A 23,465-nucleotide genomic window follows, 5' to 3' on the forward strand; every position below is an offset into this window, starting at 1 on the left:
GGCCTCCGCGCCGTTCAGTCCTGGCCGCCCAGGAACACGCCTTGTTTCACCAGCTGCGCCTGCAAGGCGGAAATGGGCACGTCACCGGGGGCGATGCCTGCGCGCAGCGCCATGGCAGCCGCCGTGCCCGCGGCTTCGCCCATGACGAAGCAGCTGCCGCTTACGCGCGCCGCCGACTGGCCTTCGTGCGTCATCGAGGCGCAGCGCCCGGCCACCAGCACATTGCCCGCCACGCCCGGGGCGCGTTTGGGCACCATCATGCGGAACGGCAGCTGGTTATAGCCGCGGGACTCGGGGATCGGCGGCCAGAGCCATTGCACGTCGCCGGCCGTGTGCATTTCCAGCGGCCAGCCATTGACGCCGATGCTGTCCGGAAAGTCGGCGCAGCCCAACACGTCTTCCTTGCTCAGAACGGCCTCGCCCACGATGCGGCGGGTCTCGCGGATGCCCAGCTGCGGCGCGATGTCCAGCACATAGGCGTTCTCGAAGCCCGGCACCTTGGCGCGCAGGAAGGCGAGGTATTGCACGATCTGGCGGCGGCCTTCGAGTTCGCCGGCCGACAGGGAATCGGCGTCGGTGCCGTCGGCCGCGCTGCCGTCGGCGTTGGCCAGCTGGGTCACGTTGACCCGCCACTCGTAGTCGTGCTTTTGCGGGCGCACGATGGCGCCGCGGCGCGGGAAGGTGAATTCGCCGCTGGCCGCGGCCTGGTCCATCAGCTGGGGGATGGTCTTCCAGGCTTCCTGCGCGCGGGCGCCGTCGACATTGCCGACCTTGAACATCAGCGTGGGATAGAGCATGCCGCCGTGCTCGTCGCCCTTTTCGAAGGGCAGGCCGCCCCATTGGGCGATATCGGCGTCGCCCGAGCAATCGATATAGACCTTGGCGCGCACGGCACAGCGGCCGGACTTGGTTTCCAGGAAGAGCGCATCCACGTTGCCGTCGGCGCCGCGCGCCAGGCCGGTGGCCAGCGCATGGAACAGCACCTGTGCGCCGCTGGCCTGGACCAGCCCGTCGGCGGCGCACTTGAAGGCCGAGATGTCATAAGCCTGGGCGTGGATCTTGCCCAGGATCAGGTGAGGCTCGTTGAGCCCGTCCATGGCGCGCATGCGGTCCAGCAGGTCGTCCGTCATGCCGTGGACCACCTGGCGGATGTCGCCCCGGATGTTCGCGTGCAGGCCGCAGAAGTTGGATACGCCGGCCGCCGTGCCCATCCCTCCCAGGAATCCGTAGCGTTCCACCAGCAGCACGCTGGCGCCGTTGCGCGCGGCGCAGGCGGCGGCCAACAGGCCGGCGGGGCCGCCGCCCAGCACGACGACCTCATATTCGCCGTAGAGCGGAACCTGGCGGGCGGGTTCGGTGATGAGCATCCCGTGTTCTCCTTGTTTGGGTTGCGCGGCGTGGCCGGGCGCCGGTTTACTGGCCCTTGATGCCCAGCTTCTTGATGAGCGGCTCCCAGCGCTTGAGTTCGTCGTCCATGTAGGCGCGGAACTCGGCGGGCGTGGTGCCGGCGGGATCCATGAACTGAGCCTGCAGGCGCTTGGTGACCTCGGGATCACGGATGGCCTGGATCAGCGCGTCGGACAGCTTCTTCTGGATGTCGGCGGGAACCTTGGACGAGATCACGAAGCCGATCCACGCCGAGCCCTCGATGCCCGGCACGCCGACTTCGGCCAGCGTCGGGATGTCGGGCAGCAGGGCGGAGCGCTTGGAGGAGGTGACGGCCAGGGCCTTCAGGCGTCCATCCTTCACCATGGGCATGACGGCGATGGGCGGCAGTGCGGCGAACTGCGTGTCGCCGGACAGCAGCGAGGTCAGCGCCGCGGGCGACGAGGGATAGGGCACGTGGGTGGCGCGCGCGCCGGTCTGCTGCAGCATCAGTTCCACGGCCAGGTGCGACACCGTGCCGGCGCCCGTGGAAGGGAAGTTGTATTTGTCCGAATTCTTCTTCAGCGCTTCCAGCAACTGGCCGATGTTGTCGATGCCGGCCGAGACGGGCACGACCAGCACATTGGGCTGGTGCACCGCCAGCGTCAGCGGCGCCAGGTCGGTTGCCGGCGCATAGGGCAGTTTGTCGAACAGCAGAGTGTTGTTGACCAGCGGGCCGGTAATGGACACGCCGAAGGTGTAGCCGTCGGGCTTGGCGTTGGCGATGGCATAGGTGCCGATGTTGCCGCTGGCGCCCGGCTTGTTCTCGATGACGATGCTCTGGCCCAGGATGGCGCCGGCCTTTTCGCCAACGATGCGCGCCACCTGGTCGGGGCTGGAGCCCGGGCCGAAGGGCACAATGGCCTTGAGCGGCTGGGCCGGCCAGGCCTGGGCCTGCGCGGCGGCCAGCGGCGCAAGCGCGGCCAGTCCCAGGATCAGGGCATGGGCGGCGATACGGCGCGCGTAGGGCTTATGCATGGGTGTCTCCGAGATCCTTCATGGTGTTGAAATAGGTTTGTTCGTTGGCGATGAAGGCCGCGACCATGGCGCGATAGGTGGCGTCCACCACCTGGTCCAGGTTGGCGAAACCCTGGTTGTGGCGTTCGGCCAGCAGGCGCGCCTTTTCGAAGACCTGGGCCTGGCGGGCCGGGGCGCTGACCTGGAAGGCGTCGCGCTTGAAGCGCGCGGCGTCCTTCACGTACATGGCGCGTTCGGCGATCAGGCGCACGATCTCATCGTCCAGCCTGTCGATGTTGGCGCGCACTTCCGCCAGGTTGGCGCATAGCGGGCGGTAGGCGGGATCGGTGTATTCGCGCAGCGGCGCGCCCTGGGTGTCGGGTTCCTGGTTGCTCACTTGGTGTAGTCCGGTTGCTGGGTGGGAGCCGCCTGCTGGAAGGCGGGCTGCGCATTGCAGTGTTCATAGACGCGCATGGCGCGCGGATAGGCCGACAGGTCGCAGCCCATGCGCTGGGCGTTCGCCATCTGCGGCACCAGGCAGCAGTCCGCCAGGGTGGGCGCGTCGCCGTAGCAGTAGGCGCCATGGCCGTGGCGCGCCAGCAGCGCTTCCACAGCCGTCATGCCCTCGCGGATCCAGTGGTGATACCAGGCGTTCTTCTGTTCTTCGCTGGCGCCCAGCACGTCCTGCAGATAGCGCAGGATGCGCATGTTGTTGACGGGGTGGATGTCGCAGGAGATGGCGTCGGAAAGCTCCAGCACGCGGGCGCGCTCCAGCGTGCTGGCCGGGATCAGGCGCGGCTCGGGATGGGTGGCGTCCAGGTAGTCGACGATGGCCAGCGACTGCGACAGCTGGGTGTCGCCATCGATCAGCAGGGGCACGCCCGCGGAAGGATTCTTGGCCACGTAATCCGCCGCGCGCTGCTCCTGCTTGCGCAGGTTCACAGGCAGGTACTCGTACGGCAAACCCTTGAGCGCCAGCGCGATGCGCACGCGATAGGAGGTGGAACTATTGAAGAAGCTGTGCAGTTGCATGCGGGTTCCTGGAAGGTTCACACCATCTGCACGCTGAGCGTGCCCAGGCCGTCCACGCCGCCGACCATCTTGTCGCCGCGCACCACCGGACCCACGCCTTCGGGGGTGCCGGTGTAGATCAGGTCGCCGGCTTCCAGGCGGAAATACTTCGACAGGTAGGCGACGGTTTCGGCGACGGACCAGATCAGCTTGCCGATGTCGCTTCTTTGCTTGTCGGTGCCGTTGACCTGCAGCCAGATGGCGGCCAGGTCGATGTTCTTGACCGCGCCGGCAGGATGCAGGGGGCCGATGGGCGCGCTCAGGTCGAAGGCCTTGCCCAGTTCCCAGGGCCGGCCGGCTTCGCGCATCTTCATCTGCAGGTCGCGGCGGGTCATGTCCAGGCCCACGGCATAGCCCCAGACGTGCTGCAGCGCGTCGTCGACGGCGATGTTGGCGCCGCCCTTGCCAATGGCCGCCACCAGTTCGATCTCATAGTGCAGATTGGCGGTCTCGGAAGGATAGGGCAGCGACAGGGTGCTGCCTTCAGCCACCGGCACCACGGCGTCGGCCGGTTTGCAGAAGAAGAACGGCGGTTCGCGGTCGGGGTCGAAGCCCATTTCGCGGGCATGGGCGGCATAGTTGCGGCCGACGCAATAGACGCGCCGCACGGGGAAGCTGTCCTGGCTGCCGGCAACGGGCACGGCGATGGGAGCGGCGGGGTCGAAGACGAAAGACATGGGTCACCTTTGAGGAATGCGGGGCGGGGCCTGGCGCGGCCCCGGCCTGATACGGAAGTGGAGGGAGCGCGCCGGCCTTTAGCCGACGCGCGCTTCGCGCCACACGCCCAGCGCGTCCTGCACGGGGCGGTCGGAATAGCTGAACAGGGTGGCGTCGTCCAGCGCGGCCAGCTGCACGGGCTGCCAGGACGGCGCGACGAAGACGTCGCGCGGGCCGAAGTGGAATTCCTGGTCGCCGATGCGCGCGGTGCCGCGGCCTTCGACCACGCTGTAGACCGTGGAGTCGGTGCTGCGGTAGGTCTTGCCCTGGAATCCGGCGGGCAGGAACTGCATGAAGGTCGCCATGGTCGGCATGGGGTAGCCGCCGGTGGCCGGATTCAGGTAGCGCAGCTTCACGCCGTCCCAGGGGTCCAGTTCGCCGTGGCGGTAGAGCTGGTCCAGGGCTTCGCGGCTGCGTTCATAGGGGTAGTTGAAGATGGGCGATGTGCCGCTGGAGGTCTGGTGGCGCACGGGCGCCATGTTGTGGCCGTAGCGCGCCATGCTGTCGCCCTCGGGGCGGGTCACGGGTTGTGTGGCCGAGGGATAGTTTTCGGCGAAACCCGCGTCCAGGAAGCGCAGCAGCGGAATGTCCAGGCCGTCCAGCCAGACCACTGGCTCGCCGCCTTCGGCGGTTTCGGCGTTGCCATGGTCATGCCAGGTCCATGACGGTGTGATGATGAAGTCGCCGGGGTGCATGGTGGTGCGTTCGCCGTTGACCGCGGTGTAGGCGCCGCGGCCTTCGACGATGAAACGCAGCGCCGACTGCGTATGGCGGTGGCTGGGCGCGATTTCGCCAGGCAGGATCAGCTGCAGGCCCGCATACAGGCTCTGCGTGATGCTGGCCTGGCCGGGCAGGCCGGGATTCTCCAGGATGAGCACGCGCCGCACGGCTTCTTCCGCCGTGATGAGCGAGCCGGACGCCATGACGTCGTCGCGCACGTCTTCGTACTTCCAGATGGCGGGGACGCAACGCGGCGCGGGTTCGCGCGGCACCAGGTTGTGCAGCGACTCCCACAAGGGAGCCATGTGTTTTCTGGCGATGCGTGCGTAATAGGCGGCGCGGTCCGCGCCGGGGGTGTGACCGTCGGGCATGCTTGTCTCCGGAATGTCCGGCTGGCGCCGGCTTCGCGTGGCCGCCGCGTGGCTCGCGGCTGGTCCTGATATGGAGACGATTATGCGTAAGGAGCTATGTGTTTTGAAATGAATTTATCTTATTATCCATACCAATAAGAATATACATAGACGAGACGAGGGCCTGCATGGACTGGACCCACCGGTTGCGCCTGCGCAATCTGAAAATGCTGCTCAGCCTGGCCCAGACCCGCAACATCAGCCATTCGGCGGCGATGCTCAATACGACGCAGCCGGGCTTGTCCAAGTGGCTGAAGGATCTGGAAGACGACATCGGGCTGCCGCTGTTCGAACGGCACGCGCGCGGCCTGCGGCCCACGCCGCACGGCGACGTGCTGATCGCGCATGCCCAGCGGGTGGAGGCGCAACTGGATCGCGCCAGCGCGGACATGGCGGCATTGCGCGAGGGCGGCGGCGGCCGGGTGGTGATAGGCGCGTCGGGCGCGTCGGCGTCGGACACCGTGCCGCTGGCGGTGATGAAGCTGCTCGAGCGCATGCCGCAGGCCCGCGTGAAGCTGGTGGAGGGTACGACCGACCAGTTGCTGGCGCAGTTGGCGCAGGGCGACCTGGACATCGTGGTGGGGCGTTCGGCGCCGGAGCATCACGACCCGGCGATCCGCTTCGAGGCCCTGTACCTGGAACCCATCCACCTGGTTGCGCGGCCGCGCCATCCGCTGTTCGCGATCGAGCAGCCCTCTTGGCCAGACCTGCTGTCTTACCGCTGGATCCTGTGGCCAAAAGGCACGCCTATCCGCAATGCGGTGGACGCGGCGCTGGCGGCGGCGGGCCAGGCGCCGCCGCCGGACCACGTCGAATCGAATTCGGTGACCATCAATCTCACGTTGATCAATAACAGCGACATGATCGGGGTGGCTTCGCACCGGGCGGCGCTGCGGTTTTCGCAGATGCGGGCGATGCGGATCATTCCAGTGCGTCTGTCGGGCTTCGGGTCGGTGGCGATGTACTGGCGCGAGGATGCGTTCCGTCCGATCGCGGTGCAGGAGGCAATGGCGGCCTTGCGCAGCACGGTGGCGGAACATGCGCCGGGCGCGGCGAGGGCATGATGGAGGCGCCACGGGCGGGCCTGAACGCGTTGATCGCGCAGTGCCGCAAGCTGGAGGCGGCGCTGCCGGATCAGGACCAACCGGCTGCGTCGGCGGCGATGCATCGCTTCGTGGCGGAGATGGATGCGCGTCGCGCGCCGCCGGGGATGTGGTCGCCGCTGGTGTTGGCGGTGTTGGTGATGACAGGCGGGCTGGGCGTGGGGATAGGTCTGCTGAGCCTGCTGCTGCGCGGCGCGGGGCCGGCGTTGGCGGCGTTCGCGCTGGTGCTGGTCTGTGCGGCGACGGCCCTGGCGTTGGCCATTGGCGTGGTGGCCTTCATGGGCGGGCATGCATTCGGCCTGGTGGTGCTGAAGCGGCTGGCCTTGGGCTTGATTGCTGTCGGCTTCCTGGGCGTGATCGCGTGGACGCAGGGAGATGTTCGGGCGGTGGGGCCGGTGGTGGCTTTGCTTGGCGGGTTGGGGGCTTGGCTGGTGCTCAATAGCAATGGGTTTTATGTGTTTGCGGGGTATCAGATGGCGCGGAGGTATATGGAGCGGCGGGGGTGATGGTTTGGTTTTTGAGGCTGTGGGTTCTTGAGGAGGCTGTGGGTTCTTGAGGAGGCTGTAGGTTCTTAAGGCGCCCGTCGCGTCGGCGGCCTGCGGGGCGCGGGGCAACGATTGCGGTCCGGAGCATTCGCTCCGGACTTGCCTCGGCGGCCCCCCCCGTCGTCATCTTCGTCCAGGCCTTCGGCCTTCCCTTCAGATTCCCTCGGGCTTATCGACGCCCCGCGCCCCGCAGGCCGCCGACGCGACAGGCTCCGATGTATGAATCTTCACGGGCGCTGGGGCGGTCGGTGTGTTTGGCATTCTCGCCACGGCTAGTGGGTTGGGGCGTGTCTTGCGGGGCCCGCCCCAGGCCGGCCGCGCGGGCGGCCTTTTGGGGCTTACGCGGCGTTTTGCGTCGCGTGTTGGCGCTGCGCGCTGGTGGTTGGTGAATTTGGGTATGCGGGGAGTTGAAGCGCGTCGGTTTGCCAACAATCGTCTTTCAACGTCAGTGCCGGATGGGTGGCGCGCGTGACGGTCAGCATGCGCAAGTAGTTCGCCACCGCGCGCCATCCATCACCGCCCATTCCCCATGAGCTGGCGACCATTAGCAAACCACTCGCCGCATTCGCGCAAGCGAACACAATCGAAATTCAAGAAATCACGTATGTCATTCACGGCCGCCCGCGCGGCCGAGAATGACGGGCAGCCCAAGAATCGTCCCTGACCACAGCTCTAGCAGCGCATCAGTCCAAGATTCAAGTAGCCCATCGGCGCGGGCGCCCGCCACTCAGGCGCCCGCGCCGACGGGCGGCCTACGAAGCACCCGGTGCGACGGAGCAAGCCTCAACCCTACTCCGACAACGGATCCTGAAACTGCGAACACTTCACCTGCACCAGCCTCCGATCCTGCAACCGCAAAGCCGTCAGCGACCCACCCCAAACGCACCCCGTATCCAGGCAGATCACGTCCGGCCGCTGCAGCAACCCCAGCGTAGACCAGTGCCCGAACACCGTCGTGACGTTCCGCGTGGCGCGGTTGGGTACGTCGAACCAAGGTACCAGGCCGGTCGGCCAGGCGCCCGGCGTCACCTTGGTTGCGAATTCCATGTGGCCATTGGGCGTGCACAGGCGGATGCGTGTCAGCGCGTTGATGATGACCCGCATGCGCTTGCCGCCCTTGTGGTCTTCCTTCCACGTGGCCGGCTCGTTGCCGTACATCTTTTGCAGCGCCTTCTGCCAGTTCGGCCCGCGCAGGGCGTCCTGGACTTCGCCGGCCAGCGCCAGCGTCTTGGCCACGTCCCATTTGGCCAGCGTGCCGGCATGGACCAGCAGGTGGTTCTGTTCGAAGTGGGCCAGCGGGCGAAAGCGCAGCCAGTTGATCAGGTCGGCCGCGTCCGGCGCGCGCAGGACGTCCTCGAGCGTGTCCGATTTGGACGGCTTGCGTACCCCCGCGGCGGTGGCCAGCAGGTGCAGGTCATGGTTGCCCAGCACCGAGGTCGCGCGGTCGCCCAGGTCGATGATGCGGCGCAGGGTTTCCAGCGATTCGGGACCGCGGTTGACCAGGTCTCCGGCGAACCAGAAGCGCGACTGGGGGTCGCCGACCAGTTCGGGGTGGGACAGCAAGCGATCCAGCGGCGAGCAGCAGCCCTGCACGTCGCCGATCATCCAGATACTGCCGTTCATGCGGGACTTTTGCTCCAAGGCCAACGTTGTTGCGCGATCCGCGTGATGGTGTGGCGGTACTCCATGTAGCCCATGGCGCCCAACGCCACGATCATGGCGCCGATGTTCGGACCCAGGGCGGTCAGCCAGGCCGGCCATTTGCCCAGCATGCCCACGTTCAGGGCCAACTGGTTCAGCATGAAGAAGCCTACGCCCAACAGGATGCCGATGAAAACCTTGGCGCCTACGCCGCCGCGGCGTGTCTGCATCAAGCCGATGGGAGCGGCAATGGTGATCATGACCAGCAGGGTGAACGGATACGCCAGTTTGCGCCACAAGGCGACGACCTGTCGACCATATTGCAGCTGGTTGTTGCGCAAATAGTCCACATAGTCCAGCAGCGTGGCGATGGACATGCGTTCAGGGGTCAGCACGCGGGCCAGCAGGCGCTCGGCGCTGAGCGTGGTGTCGATATTGCGCTCGGGCACCTTGACCACGGTGGCGGGCGGGTTCTTGGGCGGACGCGCGTTGGCCAGCGCCTCGGCGGCGTCGTCGTCCAGCCGGGTTTCGGTGACGTCCTTGAGCAGCAGGTCGCCCTGCGTGAACAGGCCGGTCGGCGCGGTTGACAGGGCGGACAGCGTCTGGTCTTTCTTGAATTCGTAGAGGATCACGGAGTTGACCTGCCCGTCGCCCTTGAGTTCGCCGATGTTGATGATGCGGGTGCCGCCGTTGGCGGTGGGTTCCTTGAACCAGTAACCGCTCTTGAGGCGGTCGCCGCCGGCCTTGCCGCGGAACAGCAGGTTGGCCTCGCCGGATTTGATTTCGGCCCAGGGCGTGACGTACTCGGACAGCAGGCCCGCTCCTATCATCAGCGGGATCGTGACGATCCAGAGCATGCGCAGCAGCTTCATGCCGCTGACGCCGGATACCCGCAGGATGACCAGTTCGTTGCGCTGGGCCAGCCCCGCCAGCGCCAGGATGGCGCCGATCAGCAGGCCGATGGGCAACAGGTCGTAGAGACGGGTCGGGATCGCCAGGGCCTGCATGTACAGCAGGGCCATCATGGAGAACTTGTCGCCGACGTTGTCCAGATCGTCCACCAGCGCGAAGAACGTGAAAAGGCCCAGCAGGGCCATGAGGACCACTGCGCAAGAGCGATAGATCTCGCGGGCCAGGTAGCGACGTGCGGTACGCATGAAGAAAAGGAGGAACGCCTAAACCCGAAAGCTTAACAAATCCCGCCGCTCAGGGTGGGGCCGGAGGGCCGGATCCGTATCAGGGGATGTCGACCATCTGCATCCGCCGCGTCAGGACGCCCACCCGGGAGTTCAGGTACCGGGTATTGCGGTGGGCGTCATAGAAGCGCGGGTTGGGCAGCATGGCCGCCAGCCGGGCCGACTGGCTGGCCCCGAGGTTGGCGGCGGAGGTATTGAAATAGTGCTTGGCGGCGGCCTGGGCGCCGAACACGCCTTCGCCCCATTCCGCCACGTTCAGATACAGCTCCAGGATCCGTTCCTTGCTCATGACGTGTTCGATCATGTAGGTGAGTACGAGTTCCTGGCCCTTGCGGATGTAGCTGCGGGAGCTGGACAGGAACAGGTTCTTGGCCAGCTGCTGGGTGATGGTGGAGCCGCCGCGCATCTTGCTGCGGCCGGCTTCCTGTTGCTTCTGGTTGTATTCCCAGGCCTTGCGGATGGCGTCCCATTCGACGCCGTCATGTTCAGTGAAGTTGGAGTCCTCGGACGCCACGACCGCGCGCTTGAGGTTGCGGTTGATCTTGTCGTAGGGCACCCATTCGTACTTCAGCTCGAAATCGGGGTTGCCGTCGCTCAGGCGGGATCGTTCCTCGCGCATGATGGCGCTGCTGCCCGGGGGGCGGTAGTTGTACCAGACCACCTGGGCGAACAGCCAGAACTGATAGAGCAGCACCAGGCACACCAGCGCCATCAGCGCGCCGCTGATGATCCGGAACCAGGAGCGGCCCTTGCGCGTCGCCATGCCGTCTATTGCCCGGCCTTGAGCGCCTCGCGCAGCGCGGCCAGCACGGGGGCGGGGTCAGGACGCACGCCATGCCAGATGTAGAAGCTCTCGGCCGCCTGACCCACCAGCATGCCCAGGCCGTCGGCCGCAAGTGCGGCGCCGTCGGCTTGGGCCTGTTGCATGAAGGCGGTGGGCTGGGCGCCGTACATCATGTCGTAGGCGGCCGCGCCGGGCGCATAGAGGCTCGGGGGCAGGTCCGGGGCGGCGTTCTGCAGGCCGCTGGCGGTGGCGTTGATGACCAGGTTCCAGCCGCCGGCAAGGGCGGCGTCCGCCAGGCTGCCGCCCGTGACCGCCGTCTGCGGCGACACGCCGCTCTCGCGCCAGGAAGCGGCCAGTTCTTCCGCCTTGGATGCGGTGCGGTTGACGATATGGATGCGGGCGCAGCCGGCTTCGGCCAGCGGCTGCAGCACGCCGCGGGCGGCGCCGCCCGCGCCGACCAGCAGCACGGACGCCCCGGTCAGGCGCACGCCCAGGCGCAGCAGGTCGGACACCAGGCCCACGCCATCGGTATTGCAGCCATGCCAGGCGCCGTCGCGCCAGGACAGGGTGTTGACCGCGCCGGCGAGGCGGGCGCGGCTGGACAGGCGGCCGGCAGCCAGGGCATAGGCGTCCAGCTTGAAGGGCACGGTTACGTTCAGGCCCAGCCCGCCTTCGGCGACGAAGGCGGCGACCGCCTGGGCGAAGCCGTCCACCGGAGCCAGCAGGCGCTCGTAGTGCAGCGGCTTGCCGGTCTGTTCGGCAAACATGGCGTGGATCTGGGGCGAGCGGCTGTGCGCGATGGGGTTGCCGATGACGGCGTATCTGGCGAGAGGGGGCGCCTCGGTCATGGGGCTTGTGTTTCCAGGGTGTCGTTGACGAAATGCCAGGTGCGGGTGATGACCAGCACGTCCGTGTCGCGCGCGATATCGGGCGGGAACGGCGGGAAGGGGGCGGCCAGCTGGACGATGCGGCGGGCCGCCTGGTTCAGCACGGCATGCGGCGAAGGCTGGTCGATCTCGACGTTGGCGATGCTGCCGTCGGCGCGCACCGACACCGTGATGCGCAGGGATCCGTAGATGCGGCCGCGGGCCTCGTCCGGGTAATGCTGGGTGCCGACCGTTTCAATGCGGGTGCGCCAGGCGTCGAGGTAGGCGGCGTAGCGCGAGGCCTCGGCGGAAGGCGCGACGAATTGCTTGCGCGGTTCGGCGCTGTATTGCTGGACCCGCGCCGCCAGGGCGGCCACCTGGGCGCTCTGGATGATGCTGGCCTGGTCCTCGGCGTCGCGGCCGAGGTCGGCGCCGTCGGGCCAGGGGTTGACGGCCTGGCGCTCGGCGCCGGCCTTGTCAGCGGCGCGCAGCTGGGTCATCAGGCGGGTCTGTTCGGCTTCCAGCTGCACCTGGCGACGCCGCATGGCCTCCAGCACGATGGTTTCGGCCGATTCGCCGGTGCGGGGCAGCGGGGTGGTGGACATGCCGCGTTCGGCGTTGCCGCCGCCGGTCATCTGGTTCTGGGCCTGCGCGCGCGGGGTTTCCGGGGGCGTCTCGCTGCGGGCATTGAGCAGCACGACTTCCAGGCTGGTGGCCGGCGGGCGCGAGAGCGCGGGCGCGCCGAAGCGCCACGCCAGGGCGCCGGCGTGCACCAACAGCGATATCGCGATGCCGATGCGCAGGTAATGCTGGGCGGGTGCGCCCAGCCACCGCAGGTAACGGCTCAGCGAGGAGGGGGAATCAGCGAGGCGTTGCACCTGCGCATTGTAGAGCGAGTCCAGGTCTGCCGGGCGCCAGTAGCGGCTCACACGGAAAGCCTAGGCCTGGCGCGCGTAAGCCCTGGGCCCCGGGTCTGTAACAGACCGGGGCGCAAGCCAGCAGGCGCCTCAGGCGACCGTGCGGGGGAAGACCCAGACTTTGCTGGCGGGCAGCGACAGCCGGCAAGGGCCGGGCTCGCGCCCTTCGGGGCCGTAGGCGCGCAGGGCCAGGGTATGGGCCGGGTCGGCGTCGGGGGTGCGGAACAGGTACTCCCAGCGGTCGCCCAGATACATGCTGGTCAGGAGCGGCATGTCGACGTGGTTGCCGTCGGGGTCGTCCGCCAGCCGTACCTGCTCCACCCGGATCACGGCGGTGCCGTCCTGGCCTTGGGCCACCCCCGGGCTGGCCTTGCCCCACAGCGACCAGCCGCGCCCTTCGATGCGGGCCTGGCCGTCGCGCACCTCGGTGACCTTGCCGTCCAGCCGGTTGTTGCTGCCCATGAATTCGGCGGTGAACAGGGTGGACGGGGAGCCGTACATTTCCTGCGGCGTACCCTGCTGTTCGATCTTGCCGTTGTTCAGCAGCAGGATGCGGTCCGAAATCGCCATCGCTTCGCTCTGGTCGTGGGTCACCATCAAGGCCGACAGGCCGAGTCGGATGATCAGCTCGCGCAGGAAGGCGCGGGCCTCCTCGCGCAGCTTGGCGTCCAGGTTGGACAGCGGTTCGTCCAGCAGGATGACGGGCGGGCTGTACACCAGCGCCCGGCCGATGGCCACGCGCTGCTGCTGGCCGCCGGACAGGGCGTGCGGATGGCGCTGGCCCAGCTTGCCCAGGCCCAGTTGGTCCAGCACGGCCTGCACGCGTTCGCGCACCTCGGCGCCGGGCACCTTGCGCAGCTTGAGCGGATAGGCCACGTTCTCGAACACGGTCTTGTGCGGCCACAGCGCGTAGGACTGGAACACCAGGCCCAGGTTGCGCTCCTCGGCCGGGACCTCTTTCTTTGCCGCGCCGTCATAGACGACGCGCTCGCCGATGGTGATGCGGCCGCGCTTGGGGCCTTCCAGGCCGGCCACGGCGCGCAGCAGCGTGGTCTTGCCGCTGCCCGAAGGGCCCAGCAGCGACACCACTTCGCCTTGGCGCAGCTGCATCGACACGCCCTTGAGCACCGGGTTGTCGCCGTAATCCAGGTGCAGGTCTTCTACAGAAAGCTCAATCATGAAGTTTGACTCCGAATCGCAGGGCGACGCCCAGGCCGATCACGACCAGAACGATATTGATGAAGGAAAGCGCGGCCACGATGTCGATGGCGCCCGAGGCCCACAGCGACACCAGCATGGAGCCGATGGTTTCGGTGCCGGGCGACAGCAGGTAGACGCCGGTGGAATACTCGCGCTCGAAGATCAGGAACATCAGCAGCCAGGAACCGATCAGGCCGTACTTGGCCAGCGGCACCGTGACGTGGCGGGTGACCTGGCCGCGGCGCGCGCCGGCGCTGCGGGCGGCTTCTTCCAGCTCGGGGCCCACTTGCAGCAGGGTCGAGGAGATCAGCCGCAGGCCATAGGCCATCCACACCACCGTGTAGGCCAGCCACACGCTGAAGATGGTGCTGCGCATGGCGCGCAGCCATTCGATGAAGTTCTCGCGCAGCCATTCCGCGAAGGGCAGGGCCGACAGCCAGCCGCCTTCGTCCAGGGCGTTGTCCAGCCACATCGGCACGAACAGGAACACCCACAGGAACGCCAGGCCGGCCAAGAGGCCCGGCACCGCGCGCGGCACCAGCACGCTGTAGTCCATGAAGCGCGTGACGTTGTCCGGCTTGCGGTGCATGGCCAGGCCCACGAACATGTAGCAGAACACGGCCAGGGCGCCGCCGAACACGCCGATGGCCACCGAGTTGACGATGGCGCGCATCAGGTTGGGCTGCGAGAACACGGTGCGGAACGCGTCCAGCGACAGCACGTCGAACAACGACACGCCCATGCCCCAGTTGGACACGAAGGCGCGCAGCAGCACGCCCAGCAGCGGCACCACGATGGTCACCAGCAGCCAGAACGCCACCACGCCGCCGGCCACCCAGCGCCACTTGCCCAGCGGCAGCGCGCGGGCGCGCGAGGCCTTGCCCTTGACCGTGACGAAGCGGTTGGCGGTGCGCATCAGGCGGCGCTGCAGCATCACCAGGGGGATTGTCATGCAGATCAGCACCACGGCCACGGCGGCCATCAGGTGATAGGACGGGATGCCCAGCTTGTTGGTGAGCTTGTACAGATAGGTCGCCAGCACCAGGTTGCCTTCCGGATCGCCCAGCACCAGCACCAGGCCGAACACCTCCAGCCCCAGGAAGAACAGCAGCACGGTGGCGTACAGCATGGCCGGACGCACCATGGGCAGGCTGACCGACACCATCACGCGCAGCGGCGAGGCGCCGGACACGCGCGCGGCTTCCTCGACATCGGAACCCATGCTGCGCAGCGCCGACGAGATATACAGGTAGGCGTGCGGCACGTGAGTCAGGCCGGCGATGATGACGATGCTGGTCAGCGAATAGACGTTCCAGGGCACGAAGCCCAGGATGTTTTGCGCCCAGGTCGAGAAAAAGCCCACCGGGCCCGCGGCCACCACATAGCCGAAGCCCAGCACCATGGGCGACACGAACACCGGCACCAGGATCAGCGGCTCGATCCAGCGGCGGCCGGGCAGGTCCGTGCGTATCATCAGGAAGGCCAGCATGCCGCCCAGCGGGATGGCGATGACGGCCAGGCCGAAGGCCAGGATGAAGCCGCTTTTCAGGGCCTTGTAGAAATCGGGGTCCGCGAAGATGAAGCGGAACGCGTCCAGGCTGAAGGTCTTGGACGGCGTGAAAAAGGGCGCGGACAGAAAGCTCTGGATGATGATGAACGACAGTGGCACGTAGATGGCCAACGCCGTGATCAGCACCACCACGCCGCGGGGCAGGGACTGCCATTTCGAGCGCAATGACTGCATGGGGAATCCTGTGTTCTTGAATGGCGCGAAGGTCGCGCGGCCGGGTCGGGGGCGACCGCCCCGGCGGCGGTCAGGCGGACGGCGGCGCGCCGCCGTCCCCTACGCGCGAGGCGGCCCGGAACCGTGGCTCCGGGCTGCGCGGCATTACTTGCCAGCCGCGGCGCGCCAGTCCTTGATGAACTGCAGGCGCTTGTTCTGTTCCAGGTAGTCCAGCAGCGTTTCGTTGACCGGAATCGGCTTGAGCGAGGCGCCCAGCTTCTTGGTCATGCCGTCCACATCGTTGTCGCCTTCGATGTCGTCGCGCACGGAGGCCAGGTCGGCCTGGTTCGCCAGGATGGTCTGGCCTTTCTGCGACAGCATGTAGTCCATCCACAGCTTGGCGGCGTTGCGGTTCTTGGCCTTCTTGCTGATGAAGGCCACGCGCGACAGGACCAGCGCGTAGTCGGTCGGGTAGGCCACGCCCAGCGACGGGTCGCTCTTGGCGCGCGTTTCGGCGTAGGAACCCAGGATGTTGTAGCCGATCAGGTTTTCGCCGGAGGACACGCGTTCCATCATGGTGCCGGTGGACGACTGCACGATCAGGCCGCCCGCGGCGATGCCCTTGAGCGTTTCAAAGTACTTGGGGTCGTTGACCTTGTCCTGCACCGCCAGCATGAAGCCCACGGCCGACTTCTCGATATCGTAGGTGGTGACCTTGTTCTTGAACTTGTCCGGCTGGCTGGCGATCAGCTTGGCCAGGGCGCCGTGCGTGGTGGGCACTTCGGCGGCGGGGATCAGGCGCTTGTTGTAGATGAACACGGCCGGTTCGTAGGTCGTGCCGTAGGCGGAATCCTTCCACACCGCCCAGGCCGGCAGCTTGCTGACTTCCGGCGACTTGTACTGCAGCGCGTAGTCGCTGGCCAGTTTCAGGGCCGAGTCCATCGACGAGCTCCAGACGACGTCGCCGCTGGTGCCGCCCGCCGCCTGCTCGCTGATGTAGCGGTTGTAGAGCTCGGTGCTGTTCATGTCGTTGTATTCGACCTTGATGCCCGGATACAGCGCTTCGAAGCCCTTGATGACGGGGCCAGCGGCCTTGGTATCGGTGGTCGAATAGATGACGACCTTGCCTTCCTTCTTGGCGCCGTCCAGGATCTTCTGGTAGTCGGCCGGGTAGCCGGCCGGCACTTGCTGCGCAAAGGCGCTGCCGGCGGCAAGGGCGAATGCAGCGGCGCAGGCGGCCGCCAGTTGGGACTTGGCAAGCATGGGTGTGTCTCCGATGAGTCTTGTGGTTGGAGCGGGATCCGTGTCCAGCTTGCGGGCATCTTAGGAGCCGGCGTCTGTCGTCGTCCTGTCATGGCGGCAGGATGCGTCTAGGGGAAATCCCTGGGCGGCGTGGGCGCGAGCGCGTTCGATCCTTACGGCCGCGCGGGCGTGTCCGTCACCAGCCGGATCCAGTTCTGCACGAAGCGCGAATGGCGGCGCTGGTCCAGGCCGACCAGCAGGGCCGGGCTCAGCACCACCGGCTGCACGATGCCCTGGGAACGCGCCAGCACCGCTTCGGAGGTCCAGCGGCCAGGCGTGTCTTCCATGATGGAGCCGAGCGCCGCATGGCTGGACGCCACCTGTTGTCCGGCCGGCGACAGCAGCCAGTCCACCAGCGCCCGGCCCAGCTCCGGGGTGGGCGCGGTGCGCGCGATCAGCACCGAGCGCGCCAGCACCAGCACGTAATCCTGCGGAAAGACCACGCCGATGGGCGCGCCCGCGGCCTGCCGCGACAGCGCGTAGGAGCCGAGGATGTTGTAGCCGATGTCGATTTGGTCGTTCTCGATGGCGTCCAGGATCTCGGCGCTGGTGGCCGACAGGCGCACGCCGGCCTGGCCCATGGCGTTGGCCAGTCCCCAGAAGTTCGACGACACCAGCTCGTCCTGCTCGGCCAGCAGATAGCCCACGCTGCTGGCTGCGATGTCATAGGTGCCGATGCGGCCGCGCAGCTTCGCGGCGTCGCGTTCCAGCAGGCGCAACAAGTCCTGGCGCGAGCGCGGCACGGTGGCTTCGGTATAGCGCTTGGGGTTGTAGACGATGACGGCCGGCTCGAAGGTGAAGCCATAGACCTCGTGGCGCCAGATGGCCCAGGAGGGCAGCTTGGCGGCGTAGGGCGAGGAATAGCTCAGCGCATAGCCGTCGTTGGCCAGCCGGATCTGCAGGTCGGAGGCCGAACTCATCAGCACGTCCACGTCCTTCAACTGCCCGGCGACGGCCGCTTCGTAGAGCTCGCGGCTGCCCATCTCGCGGTACACCACGGTGACGTCCGGCCGTTGCGACTGGAAGCCCTGGATCAGCGGCGCGACCACCGGCGTGTCCGTGGGTCCGGCGATGGTCAGGACCCGGGACGTGGGCTGCGGCGCGGGGTAGCGGGTGACGACTTCCGCGATGTCGGCGGCGCGTACCTCGGCGGGGGCCGAGCCCAGCAGCAGGCCCGCCATGCACAGCGCGCCCAGGCAGGCGGCTGCTGCGCGCCCCGGTGCGGAACGCGCCAGCGGCAGGATCACGCGCGCCGTCAGGCCGCCGCCCGGACGGTCCTGCAGCCAGAGCGAACCGCCGTGGGCGGCCGCCACCGAGCGCACGATGGAAAGCCCCAGTCCCGACCCGGGCTGCGTTTCGCCGGCGCGGCCGCGGGTGAAGCGCTGCTGCACGGCGTCCTTTTCGTCGTCGGCCACGCCCGGCCCGCGGTCCGACACGCTGAGCGCCACGCGAAAACCCGCCACGGGCGTGGCCTGGATGTCCACGGGGCCGTCGGGCGCATAGCGCAGGGCGTTGTCCACCAGGTTGCGCAGCATTTCGCGCAAGGCGACCCGGTCGCCGGCGATGCGGGCGCGGCGGACCTCGGGCGCGATCTCTATGCGCAGGCGCTGCGCTTCCAGCGGGCCGATGCGGCGGCGCGTTTCGTTGACGGTCTCGGCTACGCCCACCAGCGTGCGCGATCCCTTGCCCAGGCGGTGCGTGATGGTGGCATCCATCAGCAGCTGATTGATCAACTGGCTGGCATGGGTGGCGTTCAGATGGATGCGTTCGAGGCGCGCGTGCAGCCTTTGCTGATCGGTTTCTTCCAGGGCGACTTCGGCTTGGGCGCGCAGCGAGGCCAGCGGCGTACGGACCTGGTGGGCGGCATCCGCCACCAGGGTGTTGAGCGTGCCCATGACGCCGGACAGGCGCTGCATGAAGGCGTTCAGCGCTTCGACCAGCCGTCGCACTTCTTGCGGCACAGGCGTCACCAGCGGCGCCAGGTCGTCGGGCGCGCGGCTGCGCAATTCGCGCTCCACCACGGCCAGCGGCGCGAAGGCCCGTTGCACCCCGAACCACAGCAGGCCCAGCGCCACGAGGGACACCACTACCAGCGGCAGTGCGGTGCGCCCCAGGATCTCGTCGGCCAAGGCCTCGCGCGAGCCTAGCGTCTCGGCCACTCGCACCGTCACCCAACCCGCATGCTGGCTGGCGGACACCAGCCGGCCTACGGTGGCGACGCGCACGGGTTCGTCGTGATAGCGCAGATAGGCGAACACCGGCGTGGCCGACTGCGCCAGCGGCATGCCGGGCGCCAGGTCGTCGTAGCCCGTGATGAGGCGGCCGTTCGAGGTGCGGGCCTCGTAGAACACGCGCTCGCCGCCGGACAGCATGGCCAATGAGGACACCGGCGGTTCGACGGTGACGTTGTTGTCTTCGATCTGCACCGAGCCGGCGATGGTCAGCGCCGACGCCGCCAGCAGCCGGTCAAACGCCTGTTCCGCCGCGCGCTGCGCGTAGCCGCGCAGGAAGAACACCAGCCCGATCAGCGCGCAGGCCAGCAGCAGCACGCCCAGCGCGAAGACACGGCGGCGGATGGAAAAGTTTTCAGGGTTCTTCATGGCTGCGGGCCTGATAGCCGACGCCGCGCACGGTGACGATATCGATCGAGGCGCCCGTCAGCTTCTTGCGCAGCCGCGATATCAGCAGCTCCAGCGCATTGAGCGTGCCGTCGTCCAGGTCGAAGAGCTGGTTCATCAGCCGTTCCTTGGCGACGGTCTGGCCCAGCTTGCCAAGCAGGATCTCCAGCAGACGGAATTCGCGCCGGCCCAGCTCCAGAGGCGCGCCGGCCACGCTGACATTGCGGTTGGCAAGGTCCAGGCTGAGATTGCCATAGACGGTGACGCTGCTGGTCTGGCCGGCGGGGCGGCGCATCAGCGCGCGCAGCCGGGCTTCGAGTTCGCGCAGGTCGAAGGGCTTGACCAGATAGTCGTCGGCGCCCAGGTCCAGCATGTCGATCTTGTCTTCGATTTCGGAACGCGCGGTCATGACCAGCACGGGCGCTTCCAGGCCGGCGGCGCGCAGTTCCCGGATGACGGTGAAACCATCTTTGCCGGGCAGGTTGATGTCCAGCACCAGGGCATCCCAGGTCTCGCCCAGGCCCCAGCGCAACGCCGCCACGCCGTCGCGTACCCATTGCACGCTATGGCCGGCGAAACGCAGCTTGCTTTCCACGGCATCGCCGAGATCGAGATTGTCCTCGACCAGCAAAATGCGCATGTGTTGTCTCCGTGTCTTTTGTGGCTTTCGGGGGAGTGTAAAGGGCTGGGATGGTTCTGTGGGTTTGGGGTTTGGTGCTTGCGGTGGTGGTAGGTTCTTAAGGCGCCTGTCGCGTCGGCGGCCTGCGGGGCGCGGGGCAACGATTGCGGTCCGGAGCGTTCGCTCCGGACTGCCCCTTCGTCATCTTCGTCCAGGCCTTCGGCCTTCCCTTCAGATTCCCTCGGGCTTATCGACGCCCCGCGCCCCGCAGGCCGCCGACGCGACAGGCTCTGTCAGTTGAATCTTCACGGGCGCTTGGGGCGGTCGGTGTGCTTGGCGTCCTTGCCACGGCTAGTGTGGGGCGTGTCTTGCGGGGCCCGCCCCAGGCCGGCCGCGCGGGCGGCCTCTTGGGGCTTACGCGGCGTCTTGCGTCGCGTGATGGCGCTGCGCGCTGGTGGTGGAGGCGTTCTCTTTGTGACGCATATGGCAAGCGAGAATCAGGTCTGGGTATGGTGTTGTGTTGGGGAGATGGCCAAGCACGCGGTCGGCCAGTAATCGTCACTTCAACGCGAATGCCGGATGGGTGGCGCGCGTCCGGATCTGCATGCGCAAGCGGCTGTCCGTCGCGCGCCACCCATCACCGCCATCCCCCAAGAGCTGGAGACCAATAGCAAACCATTCGTCGCATACGCGCAAGCGAACACAATCAAAATTCAAAAAATCACGTACGTCATTCTCGGTCGCCCGCGCGGCCGAGAATGGCGGGCAGCACAAGCATCGCCCCTGACCACGGCTCTAGCAGCGCATGAGTCCAAGACGCACGTAGCTCGTCGGCGCGGGCGCCTGAGGGGTGGGCAACCTCGATGCGCCCGAGGGAATCTGAAGGGAAGGCCGAAGGCCTGGACGAAGATGACGAAGGGGCAGTCCGGAGCGAACGCTCCGGACCGCAATCGTGGGCGCCCGCCCCTCAGGCGCCCGCGCCGACGGGCGGCCTACGTAGAACTCGCAGCAGCGCACCGCCAAAACACGCCAGCCAGACAGAAGACCTTACTCCTGCCCACCCACAGCAGGACTGATCTCCCCGATATACCGGCAATCCAGCTCCAGAGACAACTCATCCATCCCCAGAATATCAATCTCCACCGCAGTCCCGCGCTCCAGCTCCGGCATTCCCCCCACCCGAGTCACCAGCGGCGCATTCGCGAACCGCACCAGATCCTCGCGCAGCACGTGCGCCACCGTGCGGGTCACGTTGTGCTGCTTCAGCCAGCGCAGGCACCAGTAGCGTTCCATCGCGCTCTGGAACTCCGCCCAGGCCGCGTATTGCGCATCGAAGGCGCCGATAATGGCGAACAGGTCCGCGTCGCGCGGCTTGAAAGGGGCGACCAGGCGGGCGGACACGCCGTGCTCGACCGCAGCGATCAACTGCCACTGGTTCACCAGGTCCACATAGCGGCGCAGCGGTGAAGTGCTCCAGGCGTACTGCGGCACGCCGATGGCCTCGTGCGGCAGGGCCTGGGTGCTCATGCGCACGCGGCCAGCCTGTTGCGAGCGGTAGATGCCCGGCACGCCATGCTGGTGCAGCAGGCCGCCCCAGAGGTTGTTCGCCAGGATCATGTATTCCGCCACCATGCGGTCCAGCGGCGCGTTGCGCTGGCGCGGCACCAGGTGTACCGGCGTGTCGGGATCGTCGGGGTTGCCGTCCAGGTAGAAGCTGTACTCTACCCGCGAATTGTTCTCAGGCTTGCCGCGCACGTTCTCGCGCTGCGCCGACAGGGCCTGGGCCAGCTTCCAGAGCGGACGCAGCCAGTGGCCGTAGGGCAGGTCGGCCGACGGATCGGACAGGCTGGCTTCCGTGACCTGGGCGTCCAGCATGTTGTGGCGCAGGTTCTCGCGCACCACGATACGTTCCAGGCGGGTTTCCGATTCGATGATTTCGCCGGTTTCCGGATCGGCCACCACGTACAGGGACAGCGCCGGCACTTCGCGGCCGGCGTCCAGCGAAAACGCCTGGATGATGCTGTCCGGCTGCATGGGGATCTTGTCGCCCGGCATGTAGACGGTGGACAGGCGCGCGCGCGCCAGCTTGTCGAAATCGCTGTCGCGGGTCACGGTAATGCCCGGGGCCGCCACGTGCACGCCGACGCGCAGGCGGCCGTCGGGCAAGGTGGAGACGGACAGCGCATCGTCGATTTCCGTGGTCGTGACGTCGTCCACCGAATAGATTTCGGCGTCGGACAACGGCAGCTCGCGGTCGATGGCAGGCAGTTCCAGGTCCGGGAACGCCAGTCCGCGCGGGAAATTCACCGCCAGGAAGCGGCGCTTGTGCAGCGCCAGCGCATGCGGCCAGGCGCCCAGTTCCAGCAGCAGGCGGTCGGGGCTCTTGCCCAGCTTGGCGCAGGCGGCGTCCAGCGCCTTCCATTGCTGCGAATTCTTGTCCGGGCGGATCAGCAGCGACTCCGCGGCCTGGGCGATGGGCTCGGGCAGGCGTCCGGCAGCCATTTCATCCACCCATTCCTGCTGCTGCTCGGCCTGGCGCTGCTTTTTCTCCAGCGCGGCCAGGGCGGCGGCCAGAATGTCCGGCGGGGCGGGGCGGTAGCGGCCCTTGCCGCGACGGTGGAAGTACGCCGGCGCGCCGTGCAGGCGCATCAGCAGCGCGGCCTGTTCCACCGGCGTGGGCGCGTGGCCGAAGTAGTCGGCGGCCAGCGCGGGGGAGTCGAATTCATCCTGCGGCGCGCATTCCCACAGGAATTGCAGGTCCAGCGTTTCGGCGGTCGCGGCCGCCTGGCTCATCAGCGCGGCCGGTTCGGGCGCGGCGAAGTTGAACAAGGTGTTGGCGCGCTTGATCTTGCTGCGCTTGCCGGATTCCGATTCCACCTGCAGGCTGGCGTCGGTCTCGGACAGGATATTGCCGGCCTTGAAGCTGCCGTCGTCTTCGTAAAACACATACATGGTGGGGATCGTCCTGGGCGGCGCGCACGCGCCGCCTTGCGCTGCTTATAGAGTGTAGAAGTCTGATACTGATTATTGGGGGCGAACCTGCTTGTCGCCAAGGGCGAATTCAAGCACTTCGGGCATCCAGTCCGCAAAATCGGACAAACCGTGGTCGCTGCCTTGCACGATGCGCTGGCGGCAGCCCGCGTAGCGGTCGCGCATCTCGCGCCAATCCAGCACCTCGTCGCCGGTGGCCGCCACCAGGAGGTAGCGGTCGGGCTGGGAGATGCGGGGGACATGGATGGCGGCCAGTTCGTCCACGTATTCGGGCAGGAAGACGAACGGCGCGTCGGAATGATACATGCGGTGCTCACCGATCTGGGTGGCGAGGTCGCGGGCGGCCTCGACCGCCGGATTCAGCAGCACCGCCTTGCAGCCCAGCTGTTCGGCCAGCCAGGTGGCATAGAAGCCGCCCAGCGACGAGCCGATGATGGTCAGCGCACGGGGCGAGTCCGCGCCTGCCAGCTGGCGCCGGGCGATGTCCAACGCCTGCGCGACGGCTTCGCGCGGGCTGGCGGGCAGTTGCGGGCAGGCCCAGGCCGCCGACAGGCCGCGTTCGGCCATGGCGTCGGCCATCATCCGGGCCTTGAAGGAGGTCGGCGAGGAACGGAAACCGTGCAGATAAAGAATCATGGCTCGCCTTTGCGGTGTCTTTGC

20 protein-coding genes are annotated in these 23,465 nt (G+C 67.4%); 2 read left to right on the forward strand and 18 right to left on the reverse strand.

Annotated elements, in window-relative coordinates; genetic code table 11:
* Positions 1-14: 14 nt before the first annotated feature.
* From AC1RHV_RS26525 to gtdA, 6 genes are all read right to left on the reverse strand, one after another.
* Entirely contained in the window at positions 15-1,367 is a 1,353-nt protein-coding gene (locus AC1RHV_RS26525; protein ID WP_492302266.1) for an FAD-dependent oxidoreductase, read from the reverse strand.
* Positions 1,368-1,413: 46 nt separating this feature from the next.
* Positions 1,414-2,403, reverse strand: a complete 990-nt coding sequence (locus tag AC1RHV_RS26530; RefSeq protein ID WP_119450291.1) for a Bug family tripartite tricarboxylate transporter substrate binding protein — start codon at positions 2,401-2,403, stop codon at positions 1,414-1,416.
* Complete coding sequence (locus tag AC1RHV_RS26535) at positions 2,396-2,779, reverse strand: chorismate mutase (protein ID WP_054458979.1); 384 nt, start codon at positions 2,777-2,779, stop codon at positions 2,396-2,398. The genes AC1RHV_RS26530 and AC1RHV_RS26535 overlap by 8 nt, the downstream gene beginning before the upstream one ends.
* A complete protein-coding gene (gene maiA / locus AC1RHV_RS26540) occupies positions 2,776-3,414 on the reverse strand; it encodes a maleylacetoacetate isomerase (RefSeq protein ID WP_313388053.1) in 639 nt (212 codons plus the stop codon). Before maiA ends, AC1RHV_RS26535 begins: the two co-directional genes overlap by 4 nt.
* A 17-nt stretch (positions 3,415-3,431) precedes the next feature.
* Entirely contained in the window at positions 3,432-4,130 is a 699-nt protein-coding gene (locus AC1RHV_RS26545; RefSeq protein WP_313388054.1) for a fumarylacetoacetate hydrolase family protein, read from the reverse strand.
* Between the two features lie 78 nt (positions 4,131-4,208).
* Positions 4,209-5,261, reverse strand: coding sequence for a gentisate 1,2-dioxygenase (gene gtdA / locus AC1RHV_RS26550; RefSeq protein WP_054458986.1), 1,053 nt, complete (start codon positions 5,259-5,261; stop codon positions 4,209-4,211).
* A gap of 167 nt (positions 5,262-5,428) precedes the next feature.
* Between gtdA and AC1RHV_RS26555 the strand changes: the two genes are divergently transcribed.
* Both AC1RHV_RS26555 and AC1RHV_RS26560 read left to right on the forward strand, forming a co-directional pair.
* Entirely contained in the window at positions 5,429-6,364 is a 936-nt protein-coding gene (locus tag AC1RHV_RS26555; RefSeq protein ID WP_054458988.1) for a LysR substrate-binding domain-containing protein, read from the forward strand.
* A complete protein-coding gene (locus tag AC1RHV_RS26560; protein WP_175213176.1) occupies positions 6,364-6,909 on the forward strand; it encodes a hypothetical protein in 546 nt (181 codons plus the stop codon). Before AC1RHV_RS26555 ends, AC1RHV_RS26560 begins: the two co-directional genes overlap by 1 nt.
* Before the next feature lie 828 nt (positions 6,910-7,737).
* Here the strand turns inward: AC1RHV_RS26560 and AC1RHV_RS26565 are convergent.
* The 12 genes from AC1RHV_RS26565 to AC1RHV_RS26620 form a co-directional block, all read right to left on the reverse strand.
* The gene (locus tag AC1RHV_RS26565) at positions 7,738-8,571 is read right to left on the reverse strand and encodes a symmetrical bis(5'-nucleosyl)-tetraphosphatase (protein WP_054458990.1); all 834 of its coding nucleotides are present in this window, start codon (positions 8,569-8,571) and stop codon (positions 7,738-7,740) included.
* A complete protein-coding gene (gene lptG, locus AC1RHV_RS26570) occupies positions 8,568-9,746 on the reverse strand; it encodes an LPS export ABC transporter permease LptG (protein ID WP_054458992.1) in 1,179 nt (392 codons plus the stop codon). Before lptG ends, AC1RHV_RS26565 begins: the two co-directional genes overlap by 4 nt.
* A gap of 79 nt (positions 9,747-9,825) precedes the next feature.
* Positions 9,826-10,548, reverse strand: coding sequence for a monofunctional biosynthetic peptidoglycan transglycosylase (gene mtgA, locus AC1RHV_RS26575; RefSeq protein WP_054458994.1), 723 nt, complete (start codon positions 10,546-10,548; stop codon positions 9,826-9,828).
* Between the two features lie 5 nt (positions 10,549-10,553).
* A complete protein-coding gene (gene aroE, locus AC1RHV_RS26580) occupies positions 10,554-11,417 on the reverse strand; it encodes a shikimate dehydrogenase (protein ID WP_492302267.1) in 864 nt (287 codons plus the stop codon).
* Positions 11,414-12,313: a TonB family protein gene (locus tag AC1RHV_RS26585; RefSeq protein ID WP_119450721.1), complete on the reverse strand. Its 900-nt coding sequence runs from the start codon at positions 12,311-12,313 to the stop codon at positions 11,414-11,416. The genes aroE and AC1RHV_RS26585 overlap by 4 nt, the downstream gene beginning before the upstream one ends.
* A gap of 129 nt (positions 12,314-12,442) precedes the next feature.
* Entirely contained in the window at positions 12,443-13,531 is a 1,089-nt protein-coding gene (locus AC1RHV_RS26590) for an ABC transporter ATP-binding protein (RefSeq protein WP_125471209.1), read from the reverse strand.
* Positions 13,524-15,296 carry an ABC transporter permease gene (locus tag AC1RHV_RS26595; protein WP_054459000.1) on the reverse strand — a complete coding sequence of 591 codons (1,773 nt, stop codon included), beginning with the start codon at positions 15,294-15,296 and terminating at the stop codon, positions 13,524-13,526. The genes AC1RHV_RS26590 and AC1RHV_RS26595 overlap by 8 nt, the downstream gene beginning before the upstream one ends.
* Positions 15,297-15,440: 144 nt before the next feature.
* Positions 15,441-16,538: an ABC transporter substrate-binding protein gene (locus AC1RHV_RS26600; protein WP_054459002.1), complete on the reverse strand. Its 1,098-nt coding sequence runs from the start codon at positions 16,536-16,538 to the stop codon at positions 15,441-15,443.
* Positions 16,539-16,690: 152 nt separating this feature from the next.
* Complete coding sequence (locus AC1RHV_RS26605; protein ID WP_492302268.1) at positions 16,691-19,177, reverse strand: sensor histidine kinase; 2,487 nt, start codon at positions 19,175-19,177, stop codon at positions 16,691-16,693.
* Positions 19,164-19,835, reverse strand: coding sequence for a response regulator transcription factor (locus AC1RHV_RS26610; RefSeq protein WP_192330153.1), 672 nt, complete (start codon positions 19,833-19,835; stop codon positions 19,164-19,166). The genes AC1RHV_RS26605 and AC1RHV_RS26610 overlap by 14 nt, the downstream gene beginning before the upstream one ends.
* A 1,026-nt stretch (positions 19,836-20,861) precedes the next feature.
* Positions 20,862-22,766, reverse strand: coding sequence for a ribonuclease catalytic domain-containing protein (locus tag AC1RHV_RS26615; protein WP_492302269.1), 1,905 nt, complete (start codon positions 22,764-22,766; stop codon positions 20,862-20,864).
* A gap of 72 nt (positions 22,767-22,838) precedes the next feature.
* A complete protein-coding gene (locus AC1RHV_RS26620; protein ID WP_054458319.1) occupies positions 22,839-23,441 on the reverse strand; it encodes a YqiA/YcfP family alpha/beta fold hydrolase in 603 nt (200 codons plus the stop codon).
* Positions 23,442-23,465: the final 24 nt, after the last annotated feature.

This window comes from Achromobacter sp. GW823-FHT04E03, from assembly GCF_058796095.1.